18 protein-coding genes and 1 tRNA gene are annotated in these 24,617 nt (G+C 40.8%); 5 read left to right on the forward strand and 14 right to left on the reverse strand.

Annotation, left to right across the window (positions count from 1 at the left end; all coding sequences use genetic code 11):
* Positions 1-20: 20 nt before the first annotated feature.
* Entirely contained in the window at positions 21-1,121 is a 1,101-nt protein-coding gene (locus BGP15_RS09120; protein WP_115047588.1) for a FecR family protein, read from the reverse strand.
* 189 nt (positions 1,122-1,310) lie between these two features.
* Positions 1,311-1,868, reverse strand: a complete 558-nt coding sequence (locus BGP15_RS09125; RefSeq protein ID WP_286769292.1) for an RNA polymerase sigma factor — start codon at positions 1,866-1,868, stop codon at positions 1,311-1,313.
* 215 nt (positions 1,869-2,083) lie between these two features.
* On the opposite strand from BGP15_RS09125, the gene BGP15_RS09130 reads away from it, so the two are divergent.
* The 3 genes from BGP15_RS09130 to BGP15_RS09140 all read left to right on the forward strand — a co-directional run bounded on the left by BGP15_RS09130 (position 2,084) and on the right by BGP15_RS09140 (position 3,411).
* Positions 2,084-2,602, forward strand: coding sequence for an NADPH-dependent FMN reductase (locus tag BGP15_RS09130; protein WP_070567343.1), 519 nt, complete (start codon positions 2,084-2,086; stop codon positions 2,600-2,602).
* An 82-nt stretch (positions 2,603-2,684) separates the two neighbouring features.
* Positions 2,685-2,906, forward strand: coding sequence for a VF530 family protein (locus tag BGP15_RS09135; RefSeq protein ID WP_046674232.1), 222 nt, complete (start codon positions 2,685-2,687; stop codon positions 2,904-2,906).
* Between the two features lie 55 nt (positions 2,907-2,961).
* Entirely contained in the window at positions 2,962-3,411 is a 450-nt protein-coding gene (locus BGP15_RS09140; RefSeq protein WP_070567345.1) for a KTSC domain-containing protein, read from the forward strand.
* 128 nt (positions 3,412-3,539) lie between these two features.
* Here the strand turns inward: BGP15_RS09140 and BGP15_RS09145 are convergent, their stop codons facing one another.
* From BGP15_RS09145 to BGP15_RS09155, 3 genes are read right to left on the reverse strand one after another with little or no spacing between them, the layout of a single operon-like run.
* Positions 3,540-5,330, reverse strand: a complete 1,791-nt coding sequence (locus BGP15_RS09145) for a peptidase associated/transthyretin-like domain-containing protein (protein WP_286769293.1) — start codon at positions 5,328-5,330, stop codon at positions 3,540-3,542.
* A 48-nt stretch (positions 5,331-5,378) separates the two neighbouring features.
* A complete protein-coding gene (locus BGP15_RS09150; protein ID WP_286769294.1) occupies positions 5,379-6,347 on the reverse strand; it encodes a FecR family protein in 969 nt (322 codons plus the stop codon).
* On the reverse strand, positions 6,344-6,877 hold the full coding sequence (locus BGP15_RS09155; protein ID WP_115047582.1) for an RNA polymerase sigma-70 factor: 534 nt from the start codon (positions 6,875-6,877) through the stop codon (positions 6,344-6,346). Before BGP15_RS09155 ends, BGP15_RS09150 begins: the two co-directional genes overlap by 4 nt.
* A 349-nt stretch (positions 6,878-7,226) precedes the next feature.
* Between BGP15_RS09155 and BGP15_RS09160 the strand changes: the two genes are divergently transcribed.
* Both BGP15_RS09160 and BGP15_RS09165 read left to right on the forward strand, forming a co-directional pair.
* Positions 7,227-7,790 carry a porin family protein gene (locus BGP15_RS09160; protein WP_046674238.1) on the forward strand — a complete coding sequence of 188 codons (564 nt, stop codon included), beginning with the start codon at positions 7,227-7,229 and terminating at the stop codon, positions 7,788-7,790.
* Between the two features lie 155 nt (positions 7,791-7,945).
* Positions 7,946-8,019 (forward strand) — tRNA-Pro (locus tag BGP15_RS09165).
* 47 nt (positions 8,020-8,066) lie between these two features.
* Here the strand turns inward: BGP15_RS09165 and BGP15_RS09170 are convergent.
* The 9 genes from BGP15_RS09170 to BGP15_RS09210 form a co-directional block, all read right to left on the reverse strand.
* Positions 8,067-8,582: a hypothetical protein gene (locus tag BGP15_RS09170; RefSeq protein ID WP_286769295.1), complete on the reverse strand. Its 516-nt coding sequence runs from the start codon at positions 8,580-8,582 to the stop codon at positions 8,067-8,069.
* Positions 8,572-11,121, reverse strand: coding sequence for a DUF5107 domain-containing protein (locus BGP15_RS09175; RefSeq protein WP_286769296.1), 2,550 nt, complete (start codon positions 11,119-11,121; stop codon positions 8,572-8,574). The genes BGP15_RS09170 and BGP15_RS09175 overlap by 11 nt, the downstream gene beginning before the upstream one ends.
* A gap of 193 nt (positions 11,122-11,314) precedes the next feature.
* Entirely contained in the window at positions 11,315-14,320 is a 3,006-nt protein-coding gene (locus BGP15_RS09180; RefSeq protein ID WP_286769297.1) for a glycoside hydrolase domain-containing protein, read from the reverse strand.
* Positions 14,321-14,456: 136 nt separating this feature from the next.
* On the reverse strand, positions 14,457-15,965 hold the full coding sequence (locus tag BGP15_RS09185; RefSeq protein ID WP_286769298.1) for an aryl-sulfate sulfotransferase: 1,509 nt from the start codon (positions 15,963-15,965) through the stop codon (positions 14,457-14,459).
* Between the two features lie 85 nt (positions 15,966-16,050).
* Positions 16,051-17,619: a RagB/SusD family nutrient uptake outer membrane protein gene (locus tag BGP15_RS09190; RefSeq protein WP_286769299.1), complete on the reverse strand. Its 1,569-nt coding sequence runs from the start codon at positions 17,617-17,619 to the stop codon at positions 16,051-16,053.
* A 25-nt stretch (positions 17,620-17,644) separates the two neighbouring features.
* The gene (locus BGP15_RS09195; protein WP_286769300.1) at positions 17,645-20,743 is read right to left on the reverse strand and encodes a SusC/RagA family TonB-linked outer membrane protein; all 3,099 of its coding nucleotides are present in this window, start codon (positions 20,741-20,743) and stop codon (positions 17,645-17,647) included.
* Positions 20,744-20,747: 4 nt separating this feature from the next.
* Positions 20,748-21,785 carry a FecR family protein gene (locus tag BGP15_RS09200; protein ID WP_286769301.1) on the reverse strand — a complete coding sequence of 346 codons (1,038 nt, stop codon included), beginning with the start codon at positions 21,783-21,785 and terminating at the stop codon, positions 20,748-20,750.
* Between the two features lie 66 nt (positions 21,786-21,851).
* Entirely contained in the window at positions 21,852-22,379 is a 528-nt protein-coding gene (locus BGP15_RS09205; RefSeq protein WP_286769302.1) for an RNA polymerase sigma factor, read from the reverse strand.
* Positions 22,380-22,945: 566 nt separating this feature from the next.
* Positions 22,946-24,517 (reverse strand): RagB/SusD family nutrient uptake outer membrane protein, encoded by a 1,572-nt coding sequence (locus BGP15_RS09210; protein WP_286769303.1) that lies wholly within the window; start codon positions 24,515-24,517, stop codon positions 22,946-22,948.
* Between the last annotated feature and the right edge of the window lie 100 nt (positions 24,518-24,617).

The following is a 24,617-nucleotide window of genomic DNA, read 5'->3' on the forward strand; positions in this document are numbered from 1 at the left end:
GTGTTGGTCCACCATCCTTTTTACTTTTCTGATATAGTTATTTTTTTCCCATATACATTAAATTTAAAAGGTTCAACTTCCTGTAAAGCACTTAATACCTGAACAATACCTTCCTTGCTGAAGGTTGCCGTAAAGCGATATTGTTTTAATTGATCATTTTGGATTTGTATATCCACATCATACCAACGTTCCAGTGTTCTACGAAGTGATTCAAAATCTTGGTCCACGATTTCTAATCTATTTTCACGCCACGCAATGTCTGGTATTTCAGCTGTATTGGATTCTATTGTAGGGATATTCTCTATGGCAATTTCCTTAATCGGTAATTTGCTCGCGTTTGGTTTATTGGTTTTACGAGCGATTGCTACTTCAGTTTGATTCTTAAAGATCGTGATTTTTTGATTCGGTTTTATGACAACAGAATTTTCACGCTGCCCTTTGCTCGTCATCTCAATAGAGCCTTCCACTAGCAATGCTTCTGCTGTAGGTTCATCAGAATAACTCTTTACATTGAATGTTGTCCCCAGTACCTTGATATCAAAATCAGCTGCCTGTACCACAAAAGGTTTCTCCTTATTCTTTGCTACCTGAAAATAGCCTTCACCAGCAAGCCGCACCACACGCAATTCCTGATTGAAATCTGCGGACAACTCTAATTTACTCGCAGAATTTAGCGTTACTGTACTTCCATCACTTAATTCGAAGGTCTTTTTCTCCCCATTTTTTGTTTGATACACTTGGCCGATTGCGCTTATTGGCAATGAGGAATCAACTTTACCGGGTTGAGCATAATACCAAACTCCGCCCGATACCAATGCAACAAGTACAGCGGCAATGGCTGCCCATTTGGGCCAGTTAAACCGAAAGGATGCCTGATGCTCCACTGGAACATTCTGCAGATCTGTCTTCAATTTTTCCAATTGCTCATTCACAGGTCGACGATTGCCAACCAAGAGTTGATAGAGGCGTTTGGCTTTCAGAATCGTCTCCGCTTGTTCTGGATGGTTCAGGCTATATTGTTGCCAGTACAGAATACAGTTTTTATCTTCTCCCGAACAATACTTTTGAAAAGTATCGTCAATCAAAAAATCTTCTAACTGTTTATAATCTTTTTGGCTCATTCTTTTGGGTATTTACTCTATAGTGCCCAAAAGACGTTCTTTTGCCTAAAGAAAATTTAAAATATTTCATAAAACACTGAAATTCAGATTTTTATTTTAAATAAAGAATACAAGAATAGCATTCTGTAATAGTTTTCAGCGCATGCTAAACGATTATTGGATCTGCAAAGGAACCACAACAGGTTAAACTTAAATATCTTTTAACTCTTCCCGTAGGATTTTCAAAGCATCGTAAAGCGTATTATAGGCTGTCTTTACAGACATTTGTGTAATTTCTGAGATTTTTTCATACGAATATCCCTCAAAGAACTTGAGATTCACCAGCTGTTTTTGACGAAATGATAACTTCTCCAGTGCTTCTTTCAAACGGATCTGTATGATTTCATTCGTCTGTACTTTGATGACAAACTCCTCATAGGGCATCTCCACCCAATCATCTTCAGCTTTTACATGTTGAAGGGCTGTATTTATTTTATGTTGTTTCTCCAGCAAACGCAGAATACGTCTTTTTAAAAAAGTAATGAGATAGGACTGTACATTTTCGACCCGGTCAAGCTGTTCTCGTTTTTCCCAAATTTTCACAAATACCTGATCGGTTGCTTCACTTGCCAGGTCATTATCGCCACATGTACGTATTCCAAAATTGACAAGCTCTTGATAGAGTGCCGCATATAGGTCAAAGAAAGCCGTTTCGTCTCCAGTACGAATACGTTCCCACAATAAGCGGTACCCCATTTTATTTCTCATAATAAAGCATATAATCCGAAAAAAGGCTAATATAAGTCCTCAGTTCCAAAAGTATAAACTTAATCGGTAAAAGGAGAAAGAAACGAAAAATTACATTGAAGCGAAGAACAAAGTCAATCGTTTGAATTGAATAGTGTAATTTAGTTCCTAAATTAAGAATATAAAAAGTAAAAACTCAGCAGCAGTATACAGCCGTTGATTAGATTTAAACTCACATGAAAACTATTTTTGCCATTGTTGGTAGCGCCAGTGCACATTCATCCAATCATCATATTGTAAATCACCTCCAACAGGAGATCAATGCCGATATCCATTTCACCCTATTTGATCGTCTTAAAGAACTGCCTCATTTTGATCCAGAGGAGAGCCAATCTCATCCACCTATTGAAATTATTGCACTTCGCCAGGTAATCAATGACGCCGATTTAGTATTGATCAGCAGCCCTGAATATATTTTCAGTGTACCCAGTGGATTAAAAAATCTACTTGAATGGTGCGCCGCAACGACGGTTTTCACCGATAAGCCCGTTAGTATCATTACTGCTGCTGCGCAAGGCGAAACAGCGCATGTCGAACTACAGCGTATCCTGCAGGGATTAGGAGCTCAAATTGACGAAAAAAGAAATCTACTCATACAAGGAGTCAAAGGAAAGCTGGATGCTACGGGAGCAATTTGGGACGAACAGCTCAATTTAGATCTAGAAAAGCTGGCCACACAACTTAATGAATATTAATACACACTAAGTTCTGTTCCATTTTCATTCAAACCATAGAAATTAGCATAATCCATAATTTGAAGATTATTATCTTTACGACATGCAAGAACAAATTAATAATCCATTACACGGAAAAAGACTCGACACCATTATTGAATATTTAGTGGAGTATTATGGCTGGGAAGAGTTGGGACAACGCATATCCATCCGTTGCTTCAATGAAAATCCGAGCGTCAAATCATCCCTAACTTTCTTAAGGAAAACACCTTGGGCAAGAGAGAAGGTCGAGCAACTCTATGTAAAAACCTTGTTGAAGAAATAAGAAAATTTCTTATTTCATAGCGAATAATCTGATTATTAAGCATATCTTTGCCGCCATGAAAAAAATTGCCGACTACCGGAAGTTACTTAATGTAGATAAATCTGTGGATCTTAAAACCCTAAAATCTACTTACCGGACAATCATGAAAGAATGTCATCCCGATAAATTTGTCAATGATGAAGAAGGTCGTTTGGCTGCAGAGCAAAAAAGTGTTGAAATGATAGAAGCATACCATTTTCTGGTAAGCATTTGTCCGGAAACATTAGAGCAACAGTTACCAATCTACACGGAGACAATTACCAATTCGGGTATTCAGGATATTGACTGGAAAGGACAAATATTGACAGTCACTTTTCACGATGGTAGTCAATATGAATATTTTGGTGTTCAGCGGAATGACTATATTAAATTTGTCAACGCAGATTCTTTAGGTCGATTTGCCCGCAGACACATCTTCCATTCTTATCCTTACCGTAATGTATTAAAGACTGCGACAGTCGCTTAAACAATGTTCTCCAATCAGCTATACAAAGATAAACGCCCGCTATCAAATTGATATTGGGCGTTTACGTAAAATGTTAAATGTTTAAAAGCTATCTATAGAACAACACTATTAACAAATAGTTTTCAGTTTTATAATTTTAACATCAGACCTGCCATTCCACCGCCATAAAATGTATTTCGTGTACGGTCTCTTCGCCAAGCTTTCCACACCGTACTGCCACCATAAATTGAATTCTCATCTCTTTCTGCATAGTTAAGGCTGGGAGCGACAAATATAGACATGCGCTCACTTAGTTTAAAGGCCGGAATTACCCGCAGCGAGGACTGATGGTTATCCAGCATTTTAAATTTCTCGGTCAGAAGATTACGCGCTGTTATTTCAGTGCGGAGACTGAATTTAGCCCCATTGAGCACTACAGCTCCTAACCCAGCTTCAAAGGCATATTTATCAGGTCGATTACCTTCAGGTGCCACATTGATCGATAATAGGCTATAAAGTACACGACCACCTGAACGAAATTGCAGTCCGAGGTAGCTATCTTCATTAATTGCTACTGAAAGACTTTTCTCGCCATTTTTAATAAAATTGAGCAGACCAATGGGATAATCGCTGCTATCCGCGATATTGACGATACCGGCCAATTGAATTCCTTTTACTTTTTTTGCTTTATTGGCGAGGCCTGCAATTTGATTTCCAACAGTCGATTCGCTATGATTAAGTATACTGGCAAGCTGTGTCGTTCCCGACGCTTCTTTCGTCAAATTTACAACTCCGGCAATCTGAACTCCTCTCACCGTATCTGCTTTGTTGAAAACACCCGCGATTTGCAGACCTTTTACATGCCCGACAACATGGTTTCCCACGCCAGCGATCTGTACCCCACTTGCATTTCCACCTACGCCATTGAAAACGCCTGCCATTTGTAGCCCCGTCATTCCTCCGAAATCACGGTTCCCTACACCAGCGAGCTGCACTCCACGCACATTTCCGCCCACCGCATTGAACACCCCAGCCATCTGCATACCCTGCATATCGTATTGATTGATATTAAATACGCCACCGAGTTCCATACCTTTTACGCCCGCCGTAGATCCACCAATGATATTGATGGAAAATTTATTCACAATTTGCGAGCGTATAAAACCATGCGTACTTAATCCCGGTGTCATCGAAATTTGGTATGGACTATACAAAAACATTCCTCCTAAATTCATACTTTGGATCTTCTGGGCAGGCGAGAGAAACACCCGCCCCCAAAACGATCGATAAAGACCATGATCTTCTTCATAACCCTCAAAATAGCCATAATCACGCGTCTTCTTATCTCCAATTTTCGCTTCTATCGGAAAAATCACCATAACACTGGTATCCCGAAAAGCTTCCTTACTCACATTCACAGCAATGAGATTACTTCTTTTCTTTACATCTAGTTCAAAGTAGCCATTTTGATCCGTCAATGTAGACAGTAAAGCATTTCGATCAAAGATACTCGCATTGGAAATCGGGCGGTTGGTTCGAATATTCTTGATATAACCTGTTATAACCACTTTATTCTTAGTGGGTGTTTGTACTTCAAAATCTACCGACATCCGTTGTGGTGTATATTGAATGATAATATGTCTGCCCAGTTCTTTAAAAGAATATTCCTTTCCCAAAATCCCATCTAGATAATCGTACAAATTTCCTTTAAAAGGCTTGGTATGAATAACACTGTCTGTCTGTAAAATATTTCCATTGAAAGAGAACAATACATCTTCCTTCTCTTTCAAAAGCTGAAAGATTTCACCTACTGTGGTCTCCGCAAAAGCAGGCATCTGAATCTCTACAGCAAGCTTTTGCTGTGCTCGTCCCGAATGGAACGAACACAGCATTAAAATGAAGAGGTAAAGCTCTATCCTTTTTATAAAAAATAGTATCATGTTGTTTTTATATACAATTTTGTTCCGAAAATATATCTATTTGTTGGCTCATCTCGTCAGATGAATCTCCCTATCTTTCACATGGACTTTTAATCCAAATGTGCTAGAAATGACTTTCAAAATTTCAGTTAAACTATTTTGTTCGAATTTTGCTGTCAATAACAATTTCTGATCAGGAGAATGATCTACAATAATCGTATAATCATAAGCTTGATTGAGCACCTCGACAACACGTTTCAATGGGGTATTCTGAAAATCAAACACACGATCCACATAGTATTTATAAAACTGATCTTTGACAGGTTCCTTTCCTACTTTTATCGTATCCCTGTCCCGGATCGTAATCATTTGTTGTGGCCGCAAAAAGACTTCCTTATTTGCATACCCCACTTTGACCAATCCTGTAGCAACAATAACTTCCGTCGCATCGGGTATCCGTCGCACATTAAAACTTGTGCCCAATACCGTGATTTTGGTTTTACCTGTTTCAATGACAAAGGGGTGCTTTTTATCCTTGTGAACCTGGAAAAACACTTCCCCTCTTTCCAGGGTCACGTTTCTATTTTTATTGGTCCAACGACTTGAATAAGCCAGCGATGTATTTTTATTTAGTGTAACAACCGAGCCATCAGGAAGGGAATCTTGGCGCACTTGATCCCTGCTCGAAAGAAACATTTCTTCACGATGCGACTGATCAAATACATAGAATCCTACTGCACAGAGTATCAAGATACTCGCGGCGAGCCACCAGCTCCATTGCTTCACAGGAGTCATTTTTTGGGGTAACGACGCAGCTTCTGACGCTCTTTTATCTCGTACCACTTTGAAGTCAGCCCAAGCCTTATCCACATCCACATCAGGAACATCTAGGGGTTTCGGCAAACTATCCCACATTTTTTTCATTTTTATGTATTCCTCCTTATTGTTGGCATCTTCTTCCAACCAATTTTTTATCATGGTATTCTCTACCTCGTTGGTCTCACCAACGATATATTTTTCTAACAGTTCCTTATTCATAGCCTATAGATAAGAAAGCAAATAATCAATGTTAAATAATCCACAAGTTCAATACGCAAATGTCGCAGCGCCTTACTCATATGTCCCTCAACAGTCTTTATCGACAGATCCAAGGTTACTGCGATATCCTTATACTTCATTTCCTGAAAACGGCTTAACTCAAAAACCGTCCGACTTTTTTCGGGTAATTCCGCCAAGGCAATCTGGAGCCTTTCGTCCAAATCCCGTGTACTTTCATCAACTGCAGGCGCAAAATCCTGTCTATGCTGCTCATGTGATTGATATTTTAGCTTTCGTTGCTCCTTTTTTAACACATTCATACTTTCATTATAAATAGCCCGATATAAATAAGCTTTTAATGAAGTATGTATCTGCTCCTCCCAATCGCGTTCCCAAAGCCGCAAAAACACCTGTTGCACAACCTCTTCCGCCACATCACTATCACCTAGATATCGATAGGCATAACGATGTAACTCCTTGTAATGTGTGCGAAAAAGCTGCTCAAAATTCTTTTCTTTATTTTCCGACATTGATCAATTCTATTGTTTAAATAATCCGCTCTATTAGTAAGACATCCTAATAGATTGTTACCCTTACAAATTTTTCATTTTTTTATCAGCTTCAATGACCTGAATCAGGTGATCGCAAATCCCTAAGTCGAACCTATTCTGAAATCTTTTCATATCAATACGACAACAAGGACAGTCCATTTCCCATCTGAAAAATGGGATTCACCCGAGAAGAAGTATAGAAAAGCTATTTTTATCACTAAAGGTAAGTCATCTATTTTATAAAATATTTTTTTTCTAAGGGTATACAGTTTTTCCGTTGTCATAAAGGAAAGAACAATATACAATTGATAACAAAAATAATTTGACAATGAAAACAACATTCAAAGTAGCCCTGCTGGGATTGACATTATTGGGATTAACAGGTACTACACAGGCACAGGACATCACTTATGGGCTGCAAGTCGGAAGCAATTATCATATGAGTTCCTTTGGCAATAAGTCTGTCAAAGATAATAACGGCAAAGTTGGCGTATCAGTTGCAGGATTTGCACGTATTGGAGATCGTGTATTCTTTCAGCCTGGAATCGGTGCCAGTCTTTTACGCAAAGCATATAACTTCGAAAACGGACAGAAAACGCCTAAATTTTATCAGATCAATCTTCCCCTTCAAGTAGGGTATAAATTTTTGGAAAATGGCGACTTCAACCTCCGGGGACTATTGGGCCCTCAGTTAAACTATGATGTTAAAACAGTCAAGTCGAGTGCAAATACCGATTATAAGAAATTTTCATTTGATGGTCGTGTGGGTATTGGTGTAGACATCAGTCACCTCACCTTAGATGCTTATTATAGCCACGGTTTTACGAGTGTAGACAAAACCTTAGATGCAAAAAATAAAACAATCGGCATTATGGTCGGTTATAAGTTCTAAGCAGCATCTCGTAGTACACAAAGCGCCATTCTAAAAATCGAATGGCGCTTTTTCGTAATTATATTTTATTTTTTGTCAATAATTATTATTTTAGCGCTACCAAAAATTATTCTTAATCATGGTCCTATTCATAGCGGCCGTTCGATCAGAATAAACGGGATGTAGCGTAGCCCGGTATCGCGCCAGCATGGGGTGCTGGAGGTCGTCGGTTCAAATCCGGCCATCCCGACTTTTTACTTTTATGACAACTCATCCATCTCATTCCCCTTACAGTCATCAGAACAACCGTTGATCTTGTTCAAAATATATTTTTCGGATCAATATAGGCCAATAGCCTGCAAGGTCCCCCGCCTTAATCTGACTTACAAGGTCATGATCCGACAGACTCATTCCTTTTAAATCATCCCGCTTCACAGCTTCCTCCCCGTTCGACAGCTTTAACTGCTCTTCTGCACGTTGACGAAGCATCAGCTCATACCTGTTTTTTGATGGTTTACTGTGGACAATTTTTTTCAGAAGATCACTATTCCCTTGCTTATCTTTTTGCTGCACCTGCTGCTCAAGCCAGTCAGCCAATAGTTCATTTTTTTCCTCGGCATAAGGCTCACCAACGCCCAAATTTATCGGCCATAACCTCGATTCCGCAATCTTCAACTTTGCCTTTTTATAGTTCTTCTCCAAGATAAATTGGTAAGCCAACATTAATTTGGTCTGCACATAATACCGATGGCCTTCTGTCGCTCCTTCAAAGGGAAGTATGGTCACATCCCCTAATTCTTCCTCAGCGCGCATAAGCTTTAGCTAACAATAAAGTACGTACATGTGCCAGTGTTAGTATATAATTTTTTGGAAATTTGCGATGATATGCCGCACTTACCCGAAGTGCCTCTTCATAAGACTTACTATTATTTAGGAGCTCCACCAAATGTAGTCCATATCGCCATTCTTGTGGATCTACTCGTGTTGCCTGCTCCATCATTTGTACAGCCAGGTCATTACGGCTTGTATCTTGCAAGCTTGATTTCAATGCATAATAGGCCGCGAAATCTGTTGGCTCCTGCTCCACGCTTGACAGGAGTTCTTCTGCTTTTTGGGCTTGATTTCTGAAACGGTACAATAATGCCGACAGGTAATCGATAGTCCAGCTTTTGCTGTTATCCTTTGCCCATTCAAATACACCATTACTTTCTTCTCGAAAAGGAAAGACAAAATTGGGTTTACTTTGTTCTGCCTGCGTCAACCAGCCCTGACTGATCGACTTGTTCGATCGTGTCAGCCAAGCTAGCCAAAGTAAGGCTTCCGTATTCTTCTGCCCCGAACTGAGCAGATCGGCCGCAGACTCAAACTCGCCAAGGTCCGCATACCATATCGCCAGCTCCATCCGTTTTTCGGACGCAAACTCCTGCCTGGACGAAACGGCCTTCTTTTCTTCAAATTGGAGAAAGGCATTAAACGGATCATATTGGAGAATGGTCCGACGGGAAAGAGTATCTATGATGCCCCCTTTTTTGCGTTGTACCAACAAGCTCATCTGCAAAGCGTCGATGTTGAGCGGATTGGCAATCAAAGCTTTTGCGCTATAATTCTCCGTACGATCATATTGCTTGATCCGATAATAGTATTTGGCCATTTGTACATACGAAGCACTTCGCCAAGCCGGGGTTAATGAAGCGACTTCAAAACCATCTAAGGCATCATTCTCTTTTTTTAGTTTGATCGCAGCTAGACCATAGTAATAATTTGCCTGAGCATCATAAGCATCCATAGCCAATGCCTGCCGGGCATAGGTATAGCATTGCTGATAATTCATTTTAAACCAGGCCAGCTTGGCCATTTCAAGATAGGCCTGCGAACTAGGCGCTTGCTGAGCCAATTCTTGTAATTTGACTTCCGCTAGTGTATATTGCCTAAAGCGAATAAGGTCACGTATCTCCAATAATTTGGTCTGACTGGTATCTGAGCTTACTTCCGCTGAAATGACAGTGGGTCTATTCAATTTTGACCAAGATTCATCCGTTCTGAGATTAAAATAATCCTGTCCCAATTTAAGATAACTCGGTTTTGATACAGCAGCTACCTGCAAAGAGAATTTTGTAGGTTCACCCAATTTAGCCACAATAAAACTTCTATTTAATACGACACCTACGCTATCAAGCACATAGATACTATCGTTCAAAGGTCGCTTCGGATCAATATCCAATAGAATCTGATCGTTTTCCTGTTTCATCCGGATCGCTGCCGATAGTTGAATATCGTTCGGTTTGCCTATTCCTGAAAATGGCATCCAGTATTCCGTCCAGCTGTCACTTTGGTAGGGAGCAAAACCAAGTTGCTTGAACGGAGTCGAGCTACTCGAAGGAACATTTTGATTGAACAGGCGCCCACTTTGGATTTCCACATATTGCCCACTCTCATCGGTCAATAAATTCTCCCAAATCTTCCCATCTCCAGCCTGAGACCAAAGAAATATCTTCTTCCCTAATTTATCTTCACGGAGCGCATAACGGGCCATGCCATAGTTATGATCATTATAGTAAACCCCAAAAGCATTACTGTGTGCACCCAATACATGGTACGATTTAGAACTACCGAAAGCATTTTCCTTATAATTAGATAGGTCTCTGCCCTGGTTATCAATAGGCCAGGCATGTGCATCACCGTCATGCCCTATATAGTGGTTTCCAGGATACAAAAACTTCAGATCTTGTCCTGCTGCGACGCCCAGATTCATCCAGGTATAATAAGGTTGTTCGACTGCATTGGCGTTAGACCAGAAAGAACGTGTTGAAAAATAACCTTTGTCCTTTTCCAGTCTAATTTCTAAAGTCCAGTTACTGCGGCTCAACATATCATAAGCGTGGATAAAGCAACTTACGCTTCCATCCCCGTTCTCCCGTGTAAGATAATCGACCGGTGTAGAGGTGTTGGGCGTATGTCCTATAATCCCATAATTAGCTTCGATACCACCGCTTGTCCACGGACCCCGCATCGCAATATCCCGAAATTTTACAACGCCATTGTTGTAAATATAGTCCCGTTTATTCACTTTATCATAAGCTGACCAAATCTTCCCACCGATCTCGGGCATCACCTGTACCCGAATGTAATCGTTTTCCAAAATCACGGTATTCCAATCCTTTTCAACCGCGGTATTCGTAAAACCGTCGAAACGGAAATAAGGGTACAATTTTTGGGCTGAGGCTATTGGATCCGGATCCGTAAATGGATAGGTTGTATAACGCTTCTTAACTTCTGACACCCTTGCCGGATGCTGCGCAAAAACACCAAGCACGCAATTGCCCATGGCCCAGAGCATAATCCACTTTTTCATTCGTGTTTTAATTAAAAATTTCATAATTTCAAAAGTATCCCTGATACAATATCCATCTGCCAACGAATGCAATCCGCAATACAGACATTGCGTCAGGTCCTTTCAAATCAACGTGAATGAATCTACCATAGGCTATTTGTTTGCATTGACAAAGACCCTATGATAGAATTTTCACTATCGGAGTACATTGCTGCTATTCAATAATTAACAAAATACCCTTATTTTTTTCTACCGCAATTGTATCCCCTGGTTTATACTGTGCTCCATTTTGAAAATTAGGAATGAGTGGTGCAGATAGTTTCGCTTTTCCGGGGTCAATGCCCAATTTTTCCCAATCTATAGCCAATTTTACCGCAACATCACGCTCTGCCCAGCTGGCAATAGCTACCATAGCTTTACCGGCACGGCTATAGACGGTTGTCAGAACCTTATCATTATCGGTTTTAACCGGAATATTTGGCGACCAATACCCGATCATTTTACTTCCTTTGATGCCAAATTGGTCCCAGGCCTTCCATAAGTCAGCGGGCGTCAATTTCTGATAAGGCATCCTATTGGTCATTCCATAAAGCATACCCCGCCACGGATTTCCTCCATCCTGTAACATTTCGCCCATTAAACCAAACGGAATGCCACTCACTTCGGTAAGGAAAAAATCAGGTTTGTTATTCTCGTAGTCAAAGTATTCACCAAACCACAGCCTATTGATATACGGAAAATGCTCCAGATACAAATTTGCACTATTATTGAACCCATCGCTTTTATTATATTGATTTGCCGAATGCAAATCGATCAGCCCTGGTTTTCCATTTTTTGTCAGCACACGCTTTATTCTTTTCATGGTGACTCGATCGAAGGCAACATCATCCAGATAAATCCCGTCAATACCAATATGGTCTACCAACCAATTCATGCCTTCGACGTAATAGTTGTGCCACCTATTCATTCCACTATTGATAATCGCCGCGTCTTTAAATTGGGGAACATACCATGCTGCGATATAATTTTTACCCACATGCTCTTGTAACCAGGAATATCCGCCTCCTTTTCCAGGTGAAAACACTTCAGTGCCCAGACTACGCAATGGATAGAGCTCATAAACCCGATTTGATACCTCACGCACTGTATTATAGATCTTCACTTTTAACCCCTTATCATGCGCCTGGTCGATATATTGCTTCATTTCTTTTGTCGCAATAAATGGATAATTGATGTAAGGATTTATTTCATTTCCATGGTGAATATTGATCACATTGGAACCACTCGCAACAACAGAATCAACGGGCTTGTAGGCATGATAATACCGTTCATTCCACTGTGCTTCCGTATTGATCGGATGAAAAGGCGTAATCAATAAATTAAAATTGTAATAGAGCACATCGCCTTTTTTCAGTTCACGGGCTCCACTATAACTATTGACCAAAACGGATTTTCCTTTCAGACCGATATCGATCCCCCCTTTATTTTCATTACCCCAGGACTGCGGCAGCACAAGAGGCTTTTGAAGATAAAAATTCGTATTGAGCGGCCGCGAATAATGCTCATCGCGCAGTGAAAACTGTAGCCCTGCATCCACAGCACCTATCCAACCTCCATCTTGATTTTTATGTGCTACATCCCATTTCCAGGAAAGCTGATCAGGTCTCTTTCCTCCTTTTTGCCCTAGTCCCATAAAATAATCCGTCCTATCGGGCATCATGGGAATATGCATCGTGGCATCTTTTAAAGACAGATCCTTCAGCGCCGTCAGCTTGACCACATAATGCATGTAACCATCAAATTCCAATGTACCCTCGACTTCCATCGTTAGATCGGAAGATTCGTTTTTGGCCGTCCAGCGATATTCACCTTCGCTTTTCGTCTGAAATTGGATCCCACTTGCTTTAAGTTGAATTTCCTTGCCATCTGAAGCGTTATAGAAATGAAAATGGAGTGGTTCAAATAAGAGCTTATTCGCCTTGGACGATATTTCGGTCAATTCGGGCGTAAAGAACGTGCTGATCTGTTTTGGAAAACCACTCGCATGAAGTTTCACTTCGCGCCCTAAAATGTGTAAGGTGGAATCCGCTTTTAATTCAATCGCTGTATAAGGTGCAACTACCGTATTTTTTTGCGCTAATGTTGAGTTGAGCCAGGGTAGCCGCGTCATTTTCCAAGGTTGATCAACACTGGATACCTCTCCTGAAGCATTTGAAACCTGTATTTCCACATTAACCTGTTTCGCTGCTGCATTTTTAGGTTTCACCGTGACTACACCATGGTAAGTTCCTGCTGCTATGTTCTCCGGTATCTGAATACCACACCACAATGCCTGAACCTTATCCTTCGGTACGTCAACCTGTAATGTCATTGACTTTCCAGTATAGTCAGTACCTTGGGTATTGATACAATTCAGGTTATTCGCCGAAATCATCGCCCCATCATTTGTTTTAAAATCCGAGAAAGAAATTTGGATGTCATGGAGTTCCTGTTTTGGAGACCATAAGCCAAGTTGAAAGGCATAAAATTCACCTTTCTGGCCCTTTCCTTCCAACTTACTCGTGGATTTACCTTTCATAAGCCAGCGTTGTGGAAGGTTGCTTTCCATTTTAATCGGAAATTCTCTTAATTCTGGAAAAAGATAATAATCCGTATTTCCATTTCTGCGCACAAAGCTATTGACTTCTGCCACTGTACCGATCATTTCCATCGGATCATTGCTATTGTATTTATCGACGGCATCAAAACGTGCAACAGTAACTCCTTTGGAGTTTCCAGCCTCCTGCTGCACAACTTTCGCTGGAGCCGAAACGGCATTTTTAAGATAAATTGCATCCGGATAATTGCGGCTGCGCCCCCCCATCTGATAGGGTAAATAATAGACATAGTAAACGCCCTTTCCTGAAACTGGCTTAAACCGTAATCCACCAGATTCCGTGTTCATCCAAAGATAAGAACTGGGGGCAATCTGCTTATTACTGGCACTGTCGACGATAATAATTTGCTGGTTCGCTTCAACCCAGCGATTTCGCCAGGGAATAGTCACTTGCACCTCTTTCTGATCGGTGTTTACCTGAAGCACTGCACGATGGTTACCCAGCTGGTCTGCATCCCACTTTTGTGTTTCCGGAGGATAGGTCAATTGCGCTCGGGCCGAATTTGCACATAAGGATACGGCAAGGATAATTGCCAGCTTATAAGAGGCTGTTCTTTTTTTCATGTGAATAGTATTTATTCAATATATTTTGTCTTTTACCAGGTTTTCCGATAAGCCTGATACGATTTATAAGCGGTACCGCTTCCCCAAAATGGGTCCGTAGTGCAGCTACTTTTATTGGTCAATAAGAGGTTTAAAATTAAGTTTTATTCCTAACATCTTCACCTAGTTTTGTCTGTATTTGCGCCAGGTTTCCTCGGGTACATAAATAGCGCGATAAGGAATAAAATAAGCGTTTAATTCCCAAAGCACCTTCCCTGTCTTCCGTCACCAGTACACTGCCTGTTTTCGAGCTTGTCTGCAGCAAATTACCATTATCCAATTCATAGGCACTCCCCATTCTTGCTGTAAACTGCTTTTTCGGAATTGGAGCCGCATACGCAAGCGTTGCCGTTTTATTCTTTTGATCAAGATTAAAAGCAATTGCTCGTGATTGTTTATTGGCTGTCGTACTATCGCGCGGAGAAAAATCGCCGTTGTCAAAAAGTAACAGCTCACCTGTTTTTGTAATATGCGGCGCATGCTGGAAATAAAACAGTTCCTCATCTTTTAATTTGTAATCGCCACCTTTACCCAATTTCCAAAGAATATCACCGGTTTTGGCATCAATCTTCCAAACCTGATTTTCAATGGGCGAAGAAGTTAGATAATTATTGTCACGATCGAAGGAAATGGTATTCAAATGGAATCGGTCATGCTTAAGGCTATCCAATTTTTTATCTTTTTGAATATCCCATTTTTCCCAAGGTGACCATTTCTTTAAGATATTGCCTTGTGTATCCATCGTCAGGATAGCATCCCCCCAAAGCGTATCTTTTGGATGGTTGGGACGGTCGTCAATTCTGAAATCCCGCACAATGCCTACAATATTATTGTTGCCATCCATCTGCACATCATGGTGCATGATAATCCCTTTTTTATCGAGATCTATACGAGCAATTTCCTTTCCTGTTAGATCAATTTCAACAAGTACTGTTCCACCGACAAATCCGATACGGCCGCTTCTCAAATAATAACTTGCATTGGTTGATTTCTTGCTGGGCTGATTGGGCTTGTTGAATTCATCTTTACTCGCCGGAGCCAATAAGGCTAGGATCGTACCCCTTGGAGTCAGTGAAGCAAGGCGTACCCCTAACTTTTCGTCCTGCCAATACCATCGGATGGTTCCTTTACCATCAACCATGGCCATATACCCCGGGAATCCACGATAGCATAATAACACCATGCCGTTACCTAGGGCTTTTTCATCGTGTGGATGATCCGCCTTGATCCAGTCGTGTACCATCCATGGTGATTGTGGTCTTGTTTTAAAGGATTGTTCACTTGATTTTATGGGAATAATCCGATCTATAATAACCCGAAACTTATAACTTGTATTAGGTTCAAGCGTCATTAACTGTATGTTATGCTGAGCAGCCGCACTTGAAACTGTCGTCTTATAAGACTGGCGTTCTCCCTCCTTCCAATACTCTACATACAGGGCTTCTGCTTTATTTAGTTTCACCTGAATAGCAGCATTGAGCGGCAGATTATTAGGCGAACTCACTTCAATATCCTCAATATCAACTTGATGCGCATAAAAATAGTAAGCGGCAAACGCCACTATTGCCACCACAATCAGTGCAATAATTACTTTAATTGGTTTCATCTGTAAATAATTTCAATGCCATTGGTCTTTAAAATGAAGCGCACTACAAGAAATAATGCGCTTGATAGGATTTGCTTTATCACGTTTATTTAGGCAATCGTGCTGGATTGGCCGTTGTCATTTCTTGATGCAAGCGAGCTTCTTCCAATGGATAAGGGAAATAGCGCATTGCTTCGGTCACATTTTCTTTCAGTCCCCGGCCCTTCAAATAAGCATTACTTACTTTTTCATAACGTCCCAAGCGGATCAGGTCCTGACGCCTTTTGTATTCAAATACAAGTTCAAAACCACGTTCATCAACAAGCGCATCGATCATACTTTCCTTACTTGCGGGACTTGGAAAATCTGGATGCTTACCATATTCTGGTGCTCCAGCTCTTTTCCGGACTTCATTGATGAAAGGTAATGCTGCTGCAGGCCCGTTCAATGCATTTTCAATTTCAGCCTTGCACAAGATAACATCCGCCAATCGAAAGACCTGAATCGTCCGGCCATCCAGATAGGAATTATTGACCATATCATACGAATACTTTTTCGTCGCTACATTTTGCAGGAATTTTACCGTATCACTTGGCGGAGTAGTCTGTCCTTTGGCTGGTAACATATAAAAGAACCCATATTTTGTGTTTTTATCCCGTACCGCCTTTCCGGTGTAATTATAATAGAAAAACTTCTTACGCGGATCCAGATCACTATATTTTCGCCAGAAATCAAGGGAAACACCATAATACTGCCATCTATCCGGTACTTCCGGATTGTCCGTCGGTCCAAAGTGATTGGTGATCTCGCCCCCGTTTAATGTTGGTTCATGCAAGATGCCAAAGATTAGTCCCATATCCATTTTATTATTGTCGGACCATTCTTTCTTAAAATCCGGATTCAACGTATACACACCTTTATCACGTAGGGCGAGAACCTGATCAATGTAAGTTTTTGCCTTTTCATAATTGTGCGAACGCATATACATCTTTCCCATTAGGGTCAGCGCGGCACCTTTCGTGGCCCGGCCAATACCCAGTTCGTCCGACCATTTCTCCGGTAAATTATCGATTGCATACTGACAATCTTCAGCAATTTGGGCATCGATCTTGTCGACAGCAGCCAAGGGCTCGTGGTAGCTTTCCGTTGGATTCTTGACCGTTGTTATCAATGGCACCGGTCCCCAGGCATCGGTAAGATCCATATACGATAGTGACCGTAAGAACCTGGCCTGTGCGATAATTTTCTTCTTGCGATCGTCGGGAATAGTGACACGCTCGATACGGTCAATCAGCATATTGGCATTGCTGATGACCTGATACATATTCTGATAATTGAATTTAAAATATCGATTATTATCATCGTATGTAAAGTTGCTCATTCGTGTAGGATCCCCTGCGGCGGTAGAAAAGCCCATATCCGTGGCATAGTCCGTTATCATTACCAGATATCCCGCGTAATACAGATATGCATCTCCGGGATAAGGCGATAAACTTGTATAGACTCCCGTTAAAGCGGCGTTGATGTCGCTTTCTGTTGAATAAGCATTTTTGGTTGTCAGATCGCTGTATAATTTTGGATCCAGCTTGGTACAGCTATTTAAGCTTAAGCTCAACACGGCCGATAAACCCGCTATCCCTAAAATATATTTAATGTTATTTTTAAACGTCTTCATGTCATTTCTGATTTAGTATTAGCGATTAGAATGTTGCACTTACACCAAAGGTAAAGGAGCGCATCGAAGGATATGAATTAAAATCGAGACCTACCCCCGCATTAGCGCTCTGATTATTTCCGGCTCTATTTTTTACCAGCGCATCATTTTCATATCCCTTGGTATCCACCTCAGGATCCCATCCAGAATAATTGCTGATGGTAAATAAGTTTTCCGCCATACCGTATACTCTTATCGACTGAACAGCTTTGGTTTTCAACGGGATGGTATATCCCAGCGTCAAATTACGCAAACGCAAAAAGGAAGCATTCTCAATGAAATGGTCATTGATATAACCACCATAGTTCATGTAATAAAATCCATTTCTCGGAATTTCCGTATTGGTATTGGTCGGTGTCCATCGATTTAAAGCTTCTGTGGTACGTTTCCACTCCAGATTCATACGTGTCATATTGAGTAGATCGTTTCCAACATTGCCATAGATGAATGCAGTCAAATCAAAGTTTTTATAGGCAAATGTATTGGTCATACCAAAGTTAAACTTCGGATAACCACGGCCGATTATCGTACGATCTGCCGAATTTATCGTTCCGTCGCCATTTACATCGGCAAATTTAGGATCGCCGGGTTTAGAATTTGGCTGTGGCGCATAGTTTTCTCCTTGTTGGATAACACCCAGGTATCTATAACCGAATAACGAGCCCAGCGACTCCCCAACCCGAATGACCGAATAAGCTTCTTCAGAAACATTCCCCATTGGTTTAGACGAAGTCAACAATTGCTCGGGCTCTCCACCGAGACTTGAGACCTTATTTCGGTTCATCGTTAAATTCAATTTTGTTTCCCAGGTAAACGCTCCGGTCATATTCTTACTTGTTACAGAAAACTCCAGTCCCTTATTATTCATCGTACCTAGGTTTCGCTGTCCGGAGGTATATCCCGTGTAATAAGGCAGTATACTCTTGATCAGAAGATCATTTGTTTTCTTATAATAGGCATCCAAAGTAAAGGCTAACCGGTTTTTAAAAAATGAAAAATCAAGACCGACGTTATATTGCGTTGTGGATTCCCATTTAAGTTTATCGTTCTCGGGATAAGTTGGGTTTTGTTTAACCCCACCCGAATTGGTCACGCCATCAAACGTATAATGTCCATTGTCCATCAATCCATAAGAGGCATAATCCGCTACACGATCATTACCGGTCTGGCCATAACCCAACCTAAATTTTAGGTCCGAAAATAGCTGCTGCTCTTTCATGAAATCTTCATTGTTGACTTTCCATGCAAAAGCTGCTGAAGGAAAAGTTCCCCAACGATGGTTCGGACTAAAACGCGATGATCCATCACGACGTAAAGTCGCCGTCAACAGATATTTATCAGCGTAGGAATAATTTACCCGTCCGAAAAACGAAATAACCAGATTCTCAGCTTTAGCAGAGTTTACTCCTGTAATGCTTGAGGCCATGCCCAGGTTATTATATTCCAGCAGATCTGTTGAAAAACCTTTCACATTGATTCCCTTATTATTGCGCACATATTTCTCATACGAATAGCCCCCCATCACACTCAAATTGTGTTTCTCATTAAAGACTTTCGCGTAAGTAGCATAAAAATCAATCAGGTTATGTGTTTCATTGTAATCGGCCTGACTTGCGACACCATCATCTATCCCACCCTGATAAGAATCTCTGGTCAGATAACTGCCCAATTGATCATGTGTAATTTCAGTTCCAGCATCTATGCGCAACGTCAGTTCCTTGATCGGATTGACCTCAAGAAAAATATTTCCATTCAACTTGTCCCTTTGCACATCATTGATCCGCGACATCAGGTTGGCCAAAGGGTTATCCCCCTGCCCTCCCGGAGGTCTTCCAAAACTACCATCTGCATTATAAACAGGTACTGTTGGGTCATAGGTCAATATGCTGTATAATACATTTGAATTGAGGATATTTCCATCATACACCTGCATATTCGATTTTTCCCGTTGCGCGGATAGACTCGCTCCAGTGCGGATATAATCATTTACCTTTTGATCCACGTTGATCCGTCCCGAAATTCGATTAAAGTCTGTTGTTTTTAAAACACCTTTTTGATCAAAATAGCCTATGCTCGTCAACACTTTTGTTTTCTCACCACCACCAGAAAATTGTAAATTATGGTTCTGCAAAATACCGTTCCGCATGGTTTCCTTCACCCAATCCGTATTGACATCAGATTCAAGCTGTGACTTGGTGTAAACGGCATACTCCTGATTTTCTTGACCTTGAATTTCTTTATAAAGCGCATTAGCGAGATTCATATACTGTTTACCATCGAGGAAGGTAAATGGTACAATCGGCTTCTGTGTTCCCACATAGCCACTATAGGTAATATTGTTCTTATCCGTAAGCCCACGTTTTGTGGTGATGATGATGACACCATTCGCACCTCTGGAGCCGTAGATCGCAGTTGCCGAAGCATCCTTTAAGATATCCATGGAAGCAATATCATCGGGATTGATGTTAATGCCATTATTTGTTGGAAATCCATCGATCACGTAGAGTGGATCATTACTTCCACTAATGGAATTGGTTCCGCGAATCCGAATCGATGTACTTCCACCCGGCGCCTTTGAATTCTGGGTTACAACGACACCGGAAGCTTTACCTTGTAGGGCCTGACCAACATTGCTCACAGCCCCTCCTTTCGTTAGTTCGTTGCTGGAAAGCGATGCAATGGCGCCTGTCAAATCGCTTTTCTTTTGTTTGCCGTATCCGATCACGACAACATCTTCCAGCTGATTTACCTGGTCCTCCAAAATAATGGAAAGAGTGGTGGCTCCATCAGCTGAAACCTGCACATTTCGTTCTACATAGCTTTGATACCCGATGTATGAAAAAGTCAGTTCATAACCTTTGCCATTCGGTACATCAGCAAAACGAAAGCTACCATCACTCGCACTGGAAGCTGCTGTCGAAAAACTGCTGCCGGGATTTTTCAAAATTATACTTACCCCTGCCAGCCGTTGCCCCGACGAGTTTTTGATTACGCCATTTATTGTTCCCGCTAGACATTGAAAAGATAACAGTGTCAAGGCAATAAAAACAAAAAATGGTTTCTTGGTTAAGTTGAAATTTACCATGATTCTATTTTTTAGTTTTGAGTATATATGTATTATGTTGTTTTTCAAGAATAAACGGATTCACCTCAACAATCAACTGCAAAATAGACGCCGCAAGATCCGTTTTGTCCTTCAGGTCCATGGTCGGATTCTTGCTAAACCGCCCCTTTATCCGATAGTTTTTAACGATTAATGAATCATAGGATATAGGAACATCAAGCTCATGATTGATATATTGAATAATATCGGATACAGCGGTTTCTTCCAATTGGAGCCAATTGGCGCTCTGGTGAATTGTTGCCGGATTGCGGTACGGCTTTTCCGTGGAAGAAAGCATAAGCTGGGCCGGTAGATTTTCCCCCGCGCTCATTTTTGGTGTACCTTTGAAATTTGAAACAAACATCGTGTTCACCCCGCCAAAATAAATCTGTTGGCCAGGCTTAAGAATCTTTGTCTCGGCTACGGACGGATCTATAGATTCAACGCGAACTTTCCCCTCAAATAATCGGATCAGAACATGTTCAACTGCCGCATTATAATCCACGATGAATTCTGTTCCCAGCGCAGTGGTCATCAACGTACCGCTTTCGACGATGAAAGGTTTTGAAGGATCTTTCGCTACTTTAAAACTGACCCTTCCACTGAATAATTTAACCCGTCTAAAATCAAGATCCGGTTTTATGCCCAGCTGAATCAGTGCCCCGGGTTCCAAGGTTAAAATCGAATGGTCCGCTGCAACAATTTCTTTAGGCTGAGCAGAAGGGTTGTAGTAAATTTCATGAATGAAACTCGCTGTTTGTAAAGGTTCATCAGTTGATGTGCTCAAAAGATTGGTTAAGATGAACAGGAAACCAAACAGGATGAATACAGTAATGATTCTCAACAGGCTATCACCACCACGTTTTGACTTATTTTCCTGATTGATATAGGAAACCCAGTCATCTTCTGAAATGAGATCATCCAATAAGGTCGGATCATCATTCAGCCATTTGAAGACAAGTTTCGCTTCCTCAGCAGAACATTCATTCGCCAGGAATTTATTTAATAAGGATTTGCGATTCATAACAGTTTCTATCCTTTTAGCGGGATAGGTATATAACTGTTATACGAATAGTGATGGGCTTGTCCCCTAAGACAACTTAAAAAACTTTTTAATAAATTTCAGACCAATGCTAACGTGGTTTTCTACCGTCTTCGGGGAGATAGACAATTTGACGGCAATTTCTTTATAACTCAATTCCTCAATTTTATGGAGATAAAAGACCTGTTGCCGCATAAAAGGCATTTGTGTAATCAGCTCTTTTACGTATTCTAACTCTCCTTTATAGGCAATTTGTCGTTCAAGATCTTCATATTGGGTCAGTACAAAAGGTTTCTCAAACTCTACATAATTTCTATTCAAAGCACGCCGCCGCAACTCATCAATTAATTTTGTTCGTGCAATCTGAAAGAGCTGGGTACTGAATTGGATTTGCTGATTCGCATGATTCTTGCGTTCCCAAACAATTAGAAAAGTCTGCTGGACGACATCTTCGGCCAGATTCGAACATTGGGTCTTCTGATACAGAAAATAGTACAATTTCCTATACCAATAACGATAAGCTAAAAAAAACTCCTTTTCGTTAGTCGGTGCCCGCTGTAGGATTTTATCCATCATAATCTACATTTAGATAGTCTTGTTTCAATGCTGTTATCCTCTTTCCAAAGAATATCGAAATTGGTATCTGACAGAATTTCAATTTGATCCATCAAAATGACCCATGCTTTTTGGCTAGTTATCCACCTCTAAAGTGATTATTTTTTATCAAAAAAACAAGATAATATTTTCGATAAGGCCATCGCCTCAATCTCCATTTTAAGCGCTTTCTTTCATAAAAGCTACTTTGCCGATAGGCAACTTATGGGTCCTGTTTTCTTCTCTTGTATTTTTTAGGCGCAGCAAGTTCGTTTCAACTCGTGACCAAATTATCCCTTTTAACAGTGCTCGTTCAGTGATTGTTCAGTGATTGCTCAGTGTAAACTGAATAAACAATGACTGATTACTGTCTAAAAATTGATTAAAAATTGTGAAGAGGTATAAGTTGGTATTAAGATAGATTAGTTTTAATCACTATATAGAAAAAAGAAGGTATTTAGATGATAAGAAAAATCACTTGTCATCTAAATACCTTCGCACTAAAACAAACACCGTGAAACTGCTTGTTTTATGGATATCAATAAAATCTAGTATCCTGGATTTTGTTTTAAATTTGGATTGACAGCAAGCTGTTGACTCGGAATTGGATAAACCAATGTTTTCGGGCTGGAATCCGCAGCTTTTTCCTGCCAGGCTAATAAAAACTTACCAAAACGGATCAAATCCTGTCTTCTCCAACCTTCCCAATACAACTCACGCGCACGCTCGTCTAATATATTATCAAGCGTCAACGCTGTCAAGTTATTCACACCACGGTTTGTCCGAATAGTGTTAACTAATCCAAGTGCCTCTGTTGCAGTTCCGGTTCCGCCTCTTAATATAGCCTCTGCTTGCATCAACAATACATCGGCATAACGGAAGACTACCCAGTCGTTATTTCGTTGACCAGTGACAGCATAATCAAAGGCATACTTCATTGGACGGATACCCGCTGTTTCCAATGTAGCTCCAGAGGTCCGGATGGTCACTTCACGCGTGAAGACCAAAGGTGCATTCGCTGGATTTCGCGCCATCAATGGTTTGTTTGTACTCCAATTGTATTGCTGTCCTGCAAAAAAACCTACATTTTGACGTTTGAATTCTTTTGTTCTGTTAGAAGTCGTATCAGCCGGATAATTATAGTAAATTCCTCTTCTTTCATCGGCATCCGAAAATTTATCGTAATAATCTGATAAAGTACACCAACCGTTCCAGCCCCCAGGTCTCATATTATAGTGCGCAATAGTATTCCAGGTGCGATCCACATTTCCACCTCTATCGCCATTTTTATTATATAAAGTGAAAATATTTTCGGTAGACTTTTCGTCGTTATCGGGCGCAAAATTATCAAAGTACTTGCCCTTTGCAGAAACAGTATAGGATCCCGAAGCCGTAATTTCCTTGGCTAAGGTCACCACCTTATTCATATCTTCGGCAGCAAAAGAAGGAGCTTGTCTGTTTAAAAATGTTCCTTTATTCAAATAAATCTTCATCAGCAATGCTTTTGCCGCATTTTTATTGGCTACATAGGCTGCTTTCGGACCGTTTGCAGGCAAACTCGCTATAATTTCGTTGAGATCCTTCACGATATAATCAATAGCCGCCTGTGGCTGTAACACCTCTGGTGCGATTCTAAAATCTTCAAAAGAGGCTCCTTCCCGGACGGGTACTACGCCATAGAGATCCAACATATCAAACATGACCAACGCACGAATAAACTTCGCCTCAGCACCTTGCTGTGCACTCGGATTATACCGCAACACATTACCCGCATTATAGATGGCTGTACCAAGACTTACAAATGTATTGTTCATATAACCATTATCAGCATTCCAGGTATGTAAATGGATCGCACGATGCATCCCATTATCATCCCAGTCACCTCCCCGTGTAGGAGCCATAGCAGCATCTGTGGATATTTCCTGCATCACCCAGCGCTGTTCCTGCTGATAAGGGGTATTCAATGAATTATAAGCTGTGATCAACAAGCTTCCAGGATCCACATTGGATGTCCCCTCTTCCAATTCTCCTTTAAATTCCTCCTTTAGTTTAGTACAAGAAAATGTACTTGTTACAATGGAGCCAATTATTCCGATATATAATAAAGTTCTTAATTTCATCTTTTTCATCCGTCTAAATTTGATTATTTATTCATCCATTTTGACTGTAAGGCATTTATACTGCCTTTAGTGTTTCATTCGTAATGAGGCGATCAGATTT

The organism is Sphingobacterium sp. 40-24 (assembly GCF_001899705.1).
Lineage (GTDB): Bacteria > Bacteroidota > Bacteroidia > Sphingobacteriales > Sphingobacteriaceae > Sphingobacterium > Sphingobacterium multivorum.

What these genes read in the sequence shown, in the direction of transcription:
- BGP15_RS09200 (WP_286769301.1), bottom strand. Translation starts at nt 21,785, where the DNA reads ATGAATCGCAAATCCTTATTAAATAAATTCCTGGCGAATGAATGTTCT.
- BGP15_RS09180 (WP_286769297.1), bottom strand. Translation starts at nt 14,320, where the DNA reads ATGAAAAAAAGAACAGCCTCTTATAAGCTGGCAATTATCCTTGCCGTA.
- BGP15_RS09190 (WP_286769299.1), bottom strand. Translation starts at nt 17,619, where the DNA reads ATGAAGACGTTTAAAAATAACATTAAATATATTTTAGGGATAGCGGGT.
- BGP15_RS09160 (WP_046674238.1), top strand. Translation starts at nt 7,227, where the DNA reads ATGAAAACAACATTCAAAGTAGCCCTGCTGGGATTGACATTATTGGGA.
- BGP15_RS09130 (WP_070567343.1), top strand. Translation starts at nt 2,084, where the DNA reads ATGAAAACTATTTTTGCCATTGTTGGTAGCGCCAGTGCACATTCATCC.
- BGP15_RS09210 (WP_286769303.1), bottom strand. Translation starts at nt 24,517, where the DNA reads ATGAAATTAAGAACTTTATTATATATCGGAATAATTGGCTCCATTGTA.
- BGP15_RS09145 (WP_286769293.1), bottom strand. Translation starts at nt 5,330, where the DNA reads ATGATACTATTTTTTATAAAAAGGATAGAGCTTTACCTCTTCATTTTA.
- BGP15_RS09175 (WP_286769296.1), bottom strand. Translation starts at nt 11,121, where the DNA reads ATGAAAAAGTGGATTATGCTCTGGGCCATGGGCAATTGCGTGCTTGGT.
- BGP15_RS09155 (WP_115047582.1), bottom strand. Translation starts at nt 6,877, where the DNA reads ATGTCGGAAAATAAAGAAAAGAATTTTGAGCAGCTTTTTCGCACACAT.
- BGP15_RS09120 (WP_115047588.1), bottom strand. Translation starts at nt 1,121, where the DNA reads ATGAGCCAAAAAGATTATAAACAGTTAGAAGATTTTTTGATTGACGAT.
- BGP15_RS09135 (WP_046674232.1), top strand. Translation starts at nt 2,685, where the DNA reads ATGCAAGAACAAATTAATAATCCATTACACGGAAAAAGACTCGACACC.
- BGP15_RS09150 (WP_286769294.1), bottom strand. Translation starts at nt 6,347, where the DNA reads ATGAATAAGGAACTGTTAGAAAAATATATCGTTGGTGAGACCAACGAG.
- BGP15_RS09125 (WP_286769292.1), bottom strand. Translation starts at nt 1,868, where the DNA reads ATGAGAAATAAAATGGGGTACCGCTTATTGTGGGAACGTATTCGTACT.
- BGP15_RS09140 (WP_070567345.1), top strand. Translation starts at nt 2,962, where the DNA reads ATGAAAAAAATTGCCGACTACCGGAAGTTACTTAATGTAGATAAATCT.
- BGP15_RS09205 (WP_286769302.1), bottom strand. Translation starts at nt 22,379, where the DNA reads ATGATGGATAAAATCCTACAGCGGGCACCGACTAACGAAAAGGAGTTT.
- BGP15_RS09170 (WP_286769295.1), bottom strand. Translation starts at nt 8,582, where the DNA reads ATGCGCGCTGAGGAAGAATTAGGGGATGTGACCATACTTCCCTTTGAA.
- BGP15_RS09185 (WP_286769298.1), bottom strand. Translation starts at nt 15,965, where the DNA reads ATGAAACCAATTAAAGTAATTATTGCACTGATTGTGGTGGCAATAGTG.
- BGP15_RS09195 (WP_286769300.1), bottom strand. Translation starts at nt 20,743, where the DNA reads ATGGTAAATTTCAACTTAACCAAGAAACCATTTTTTGTTTTTATTGCC.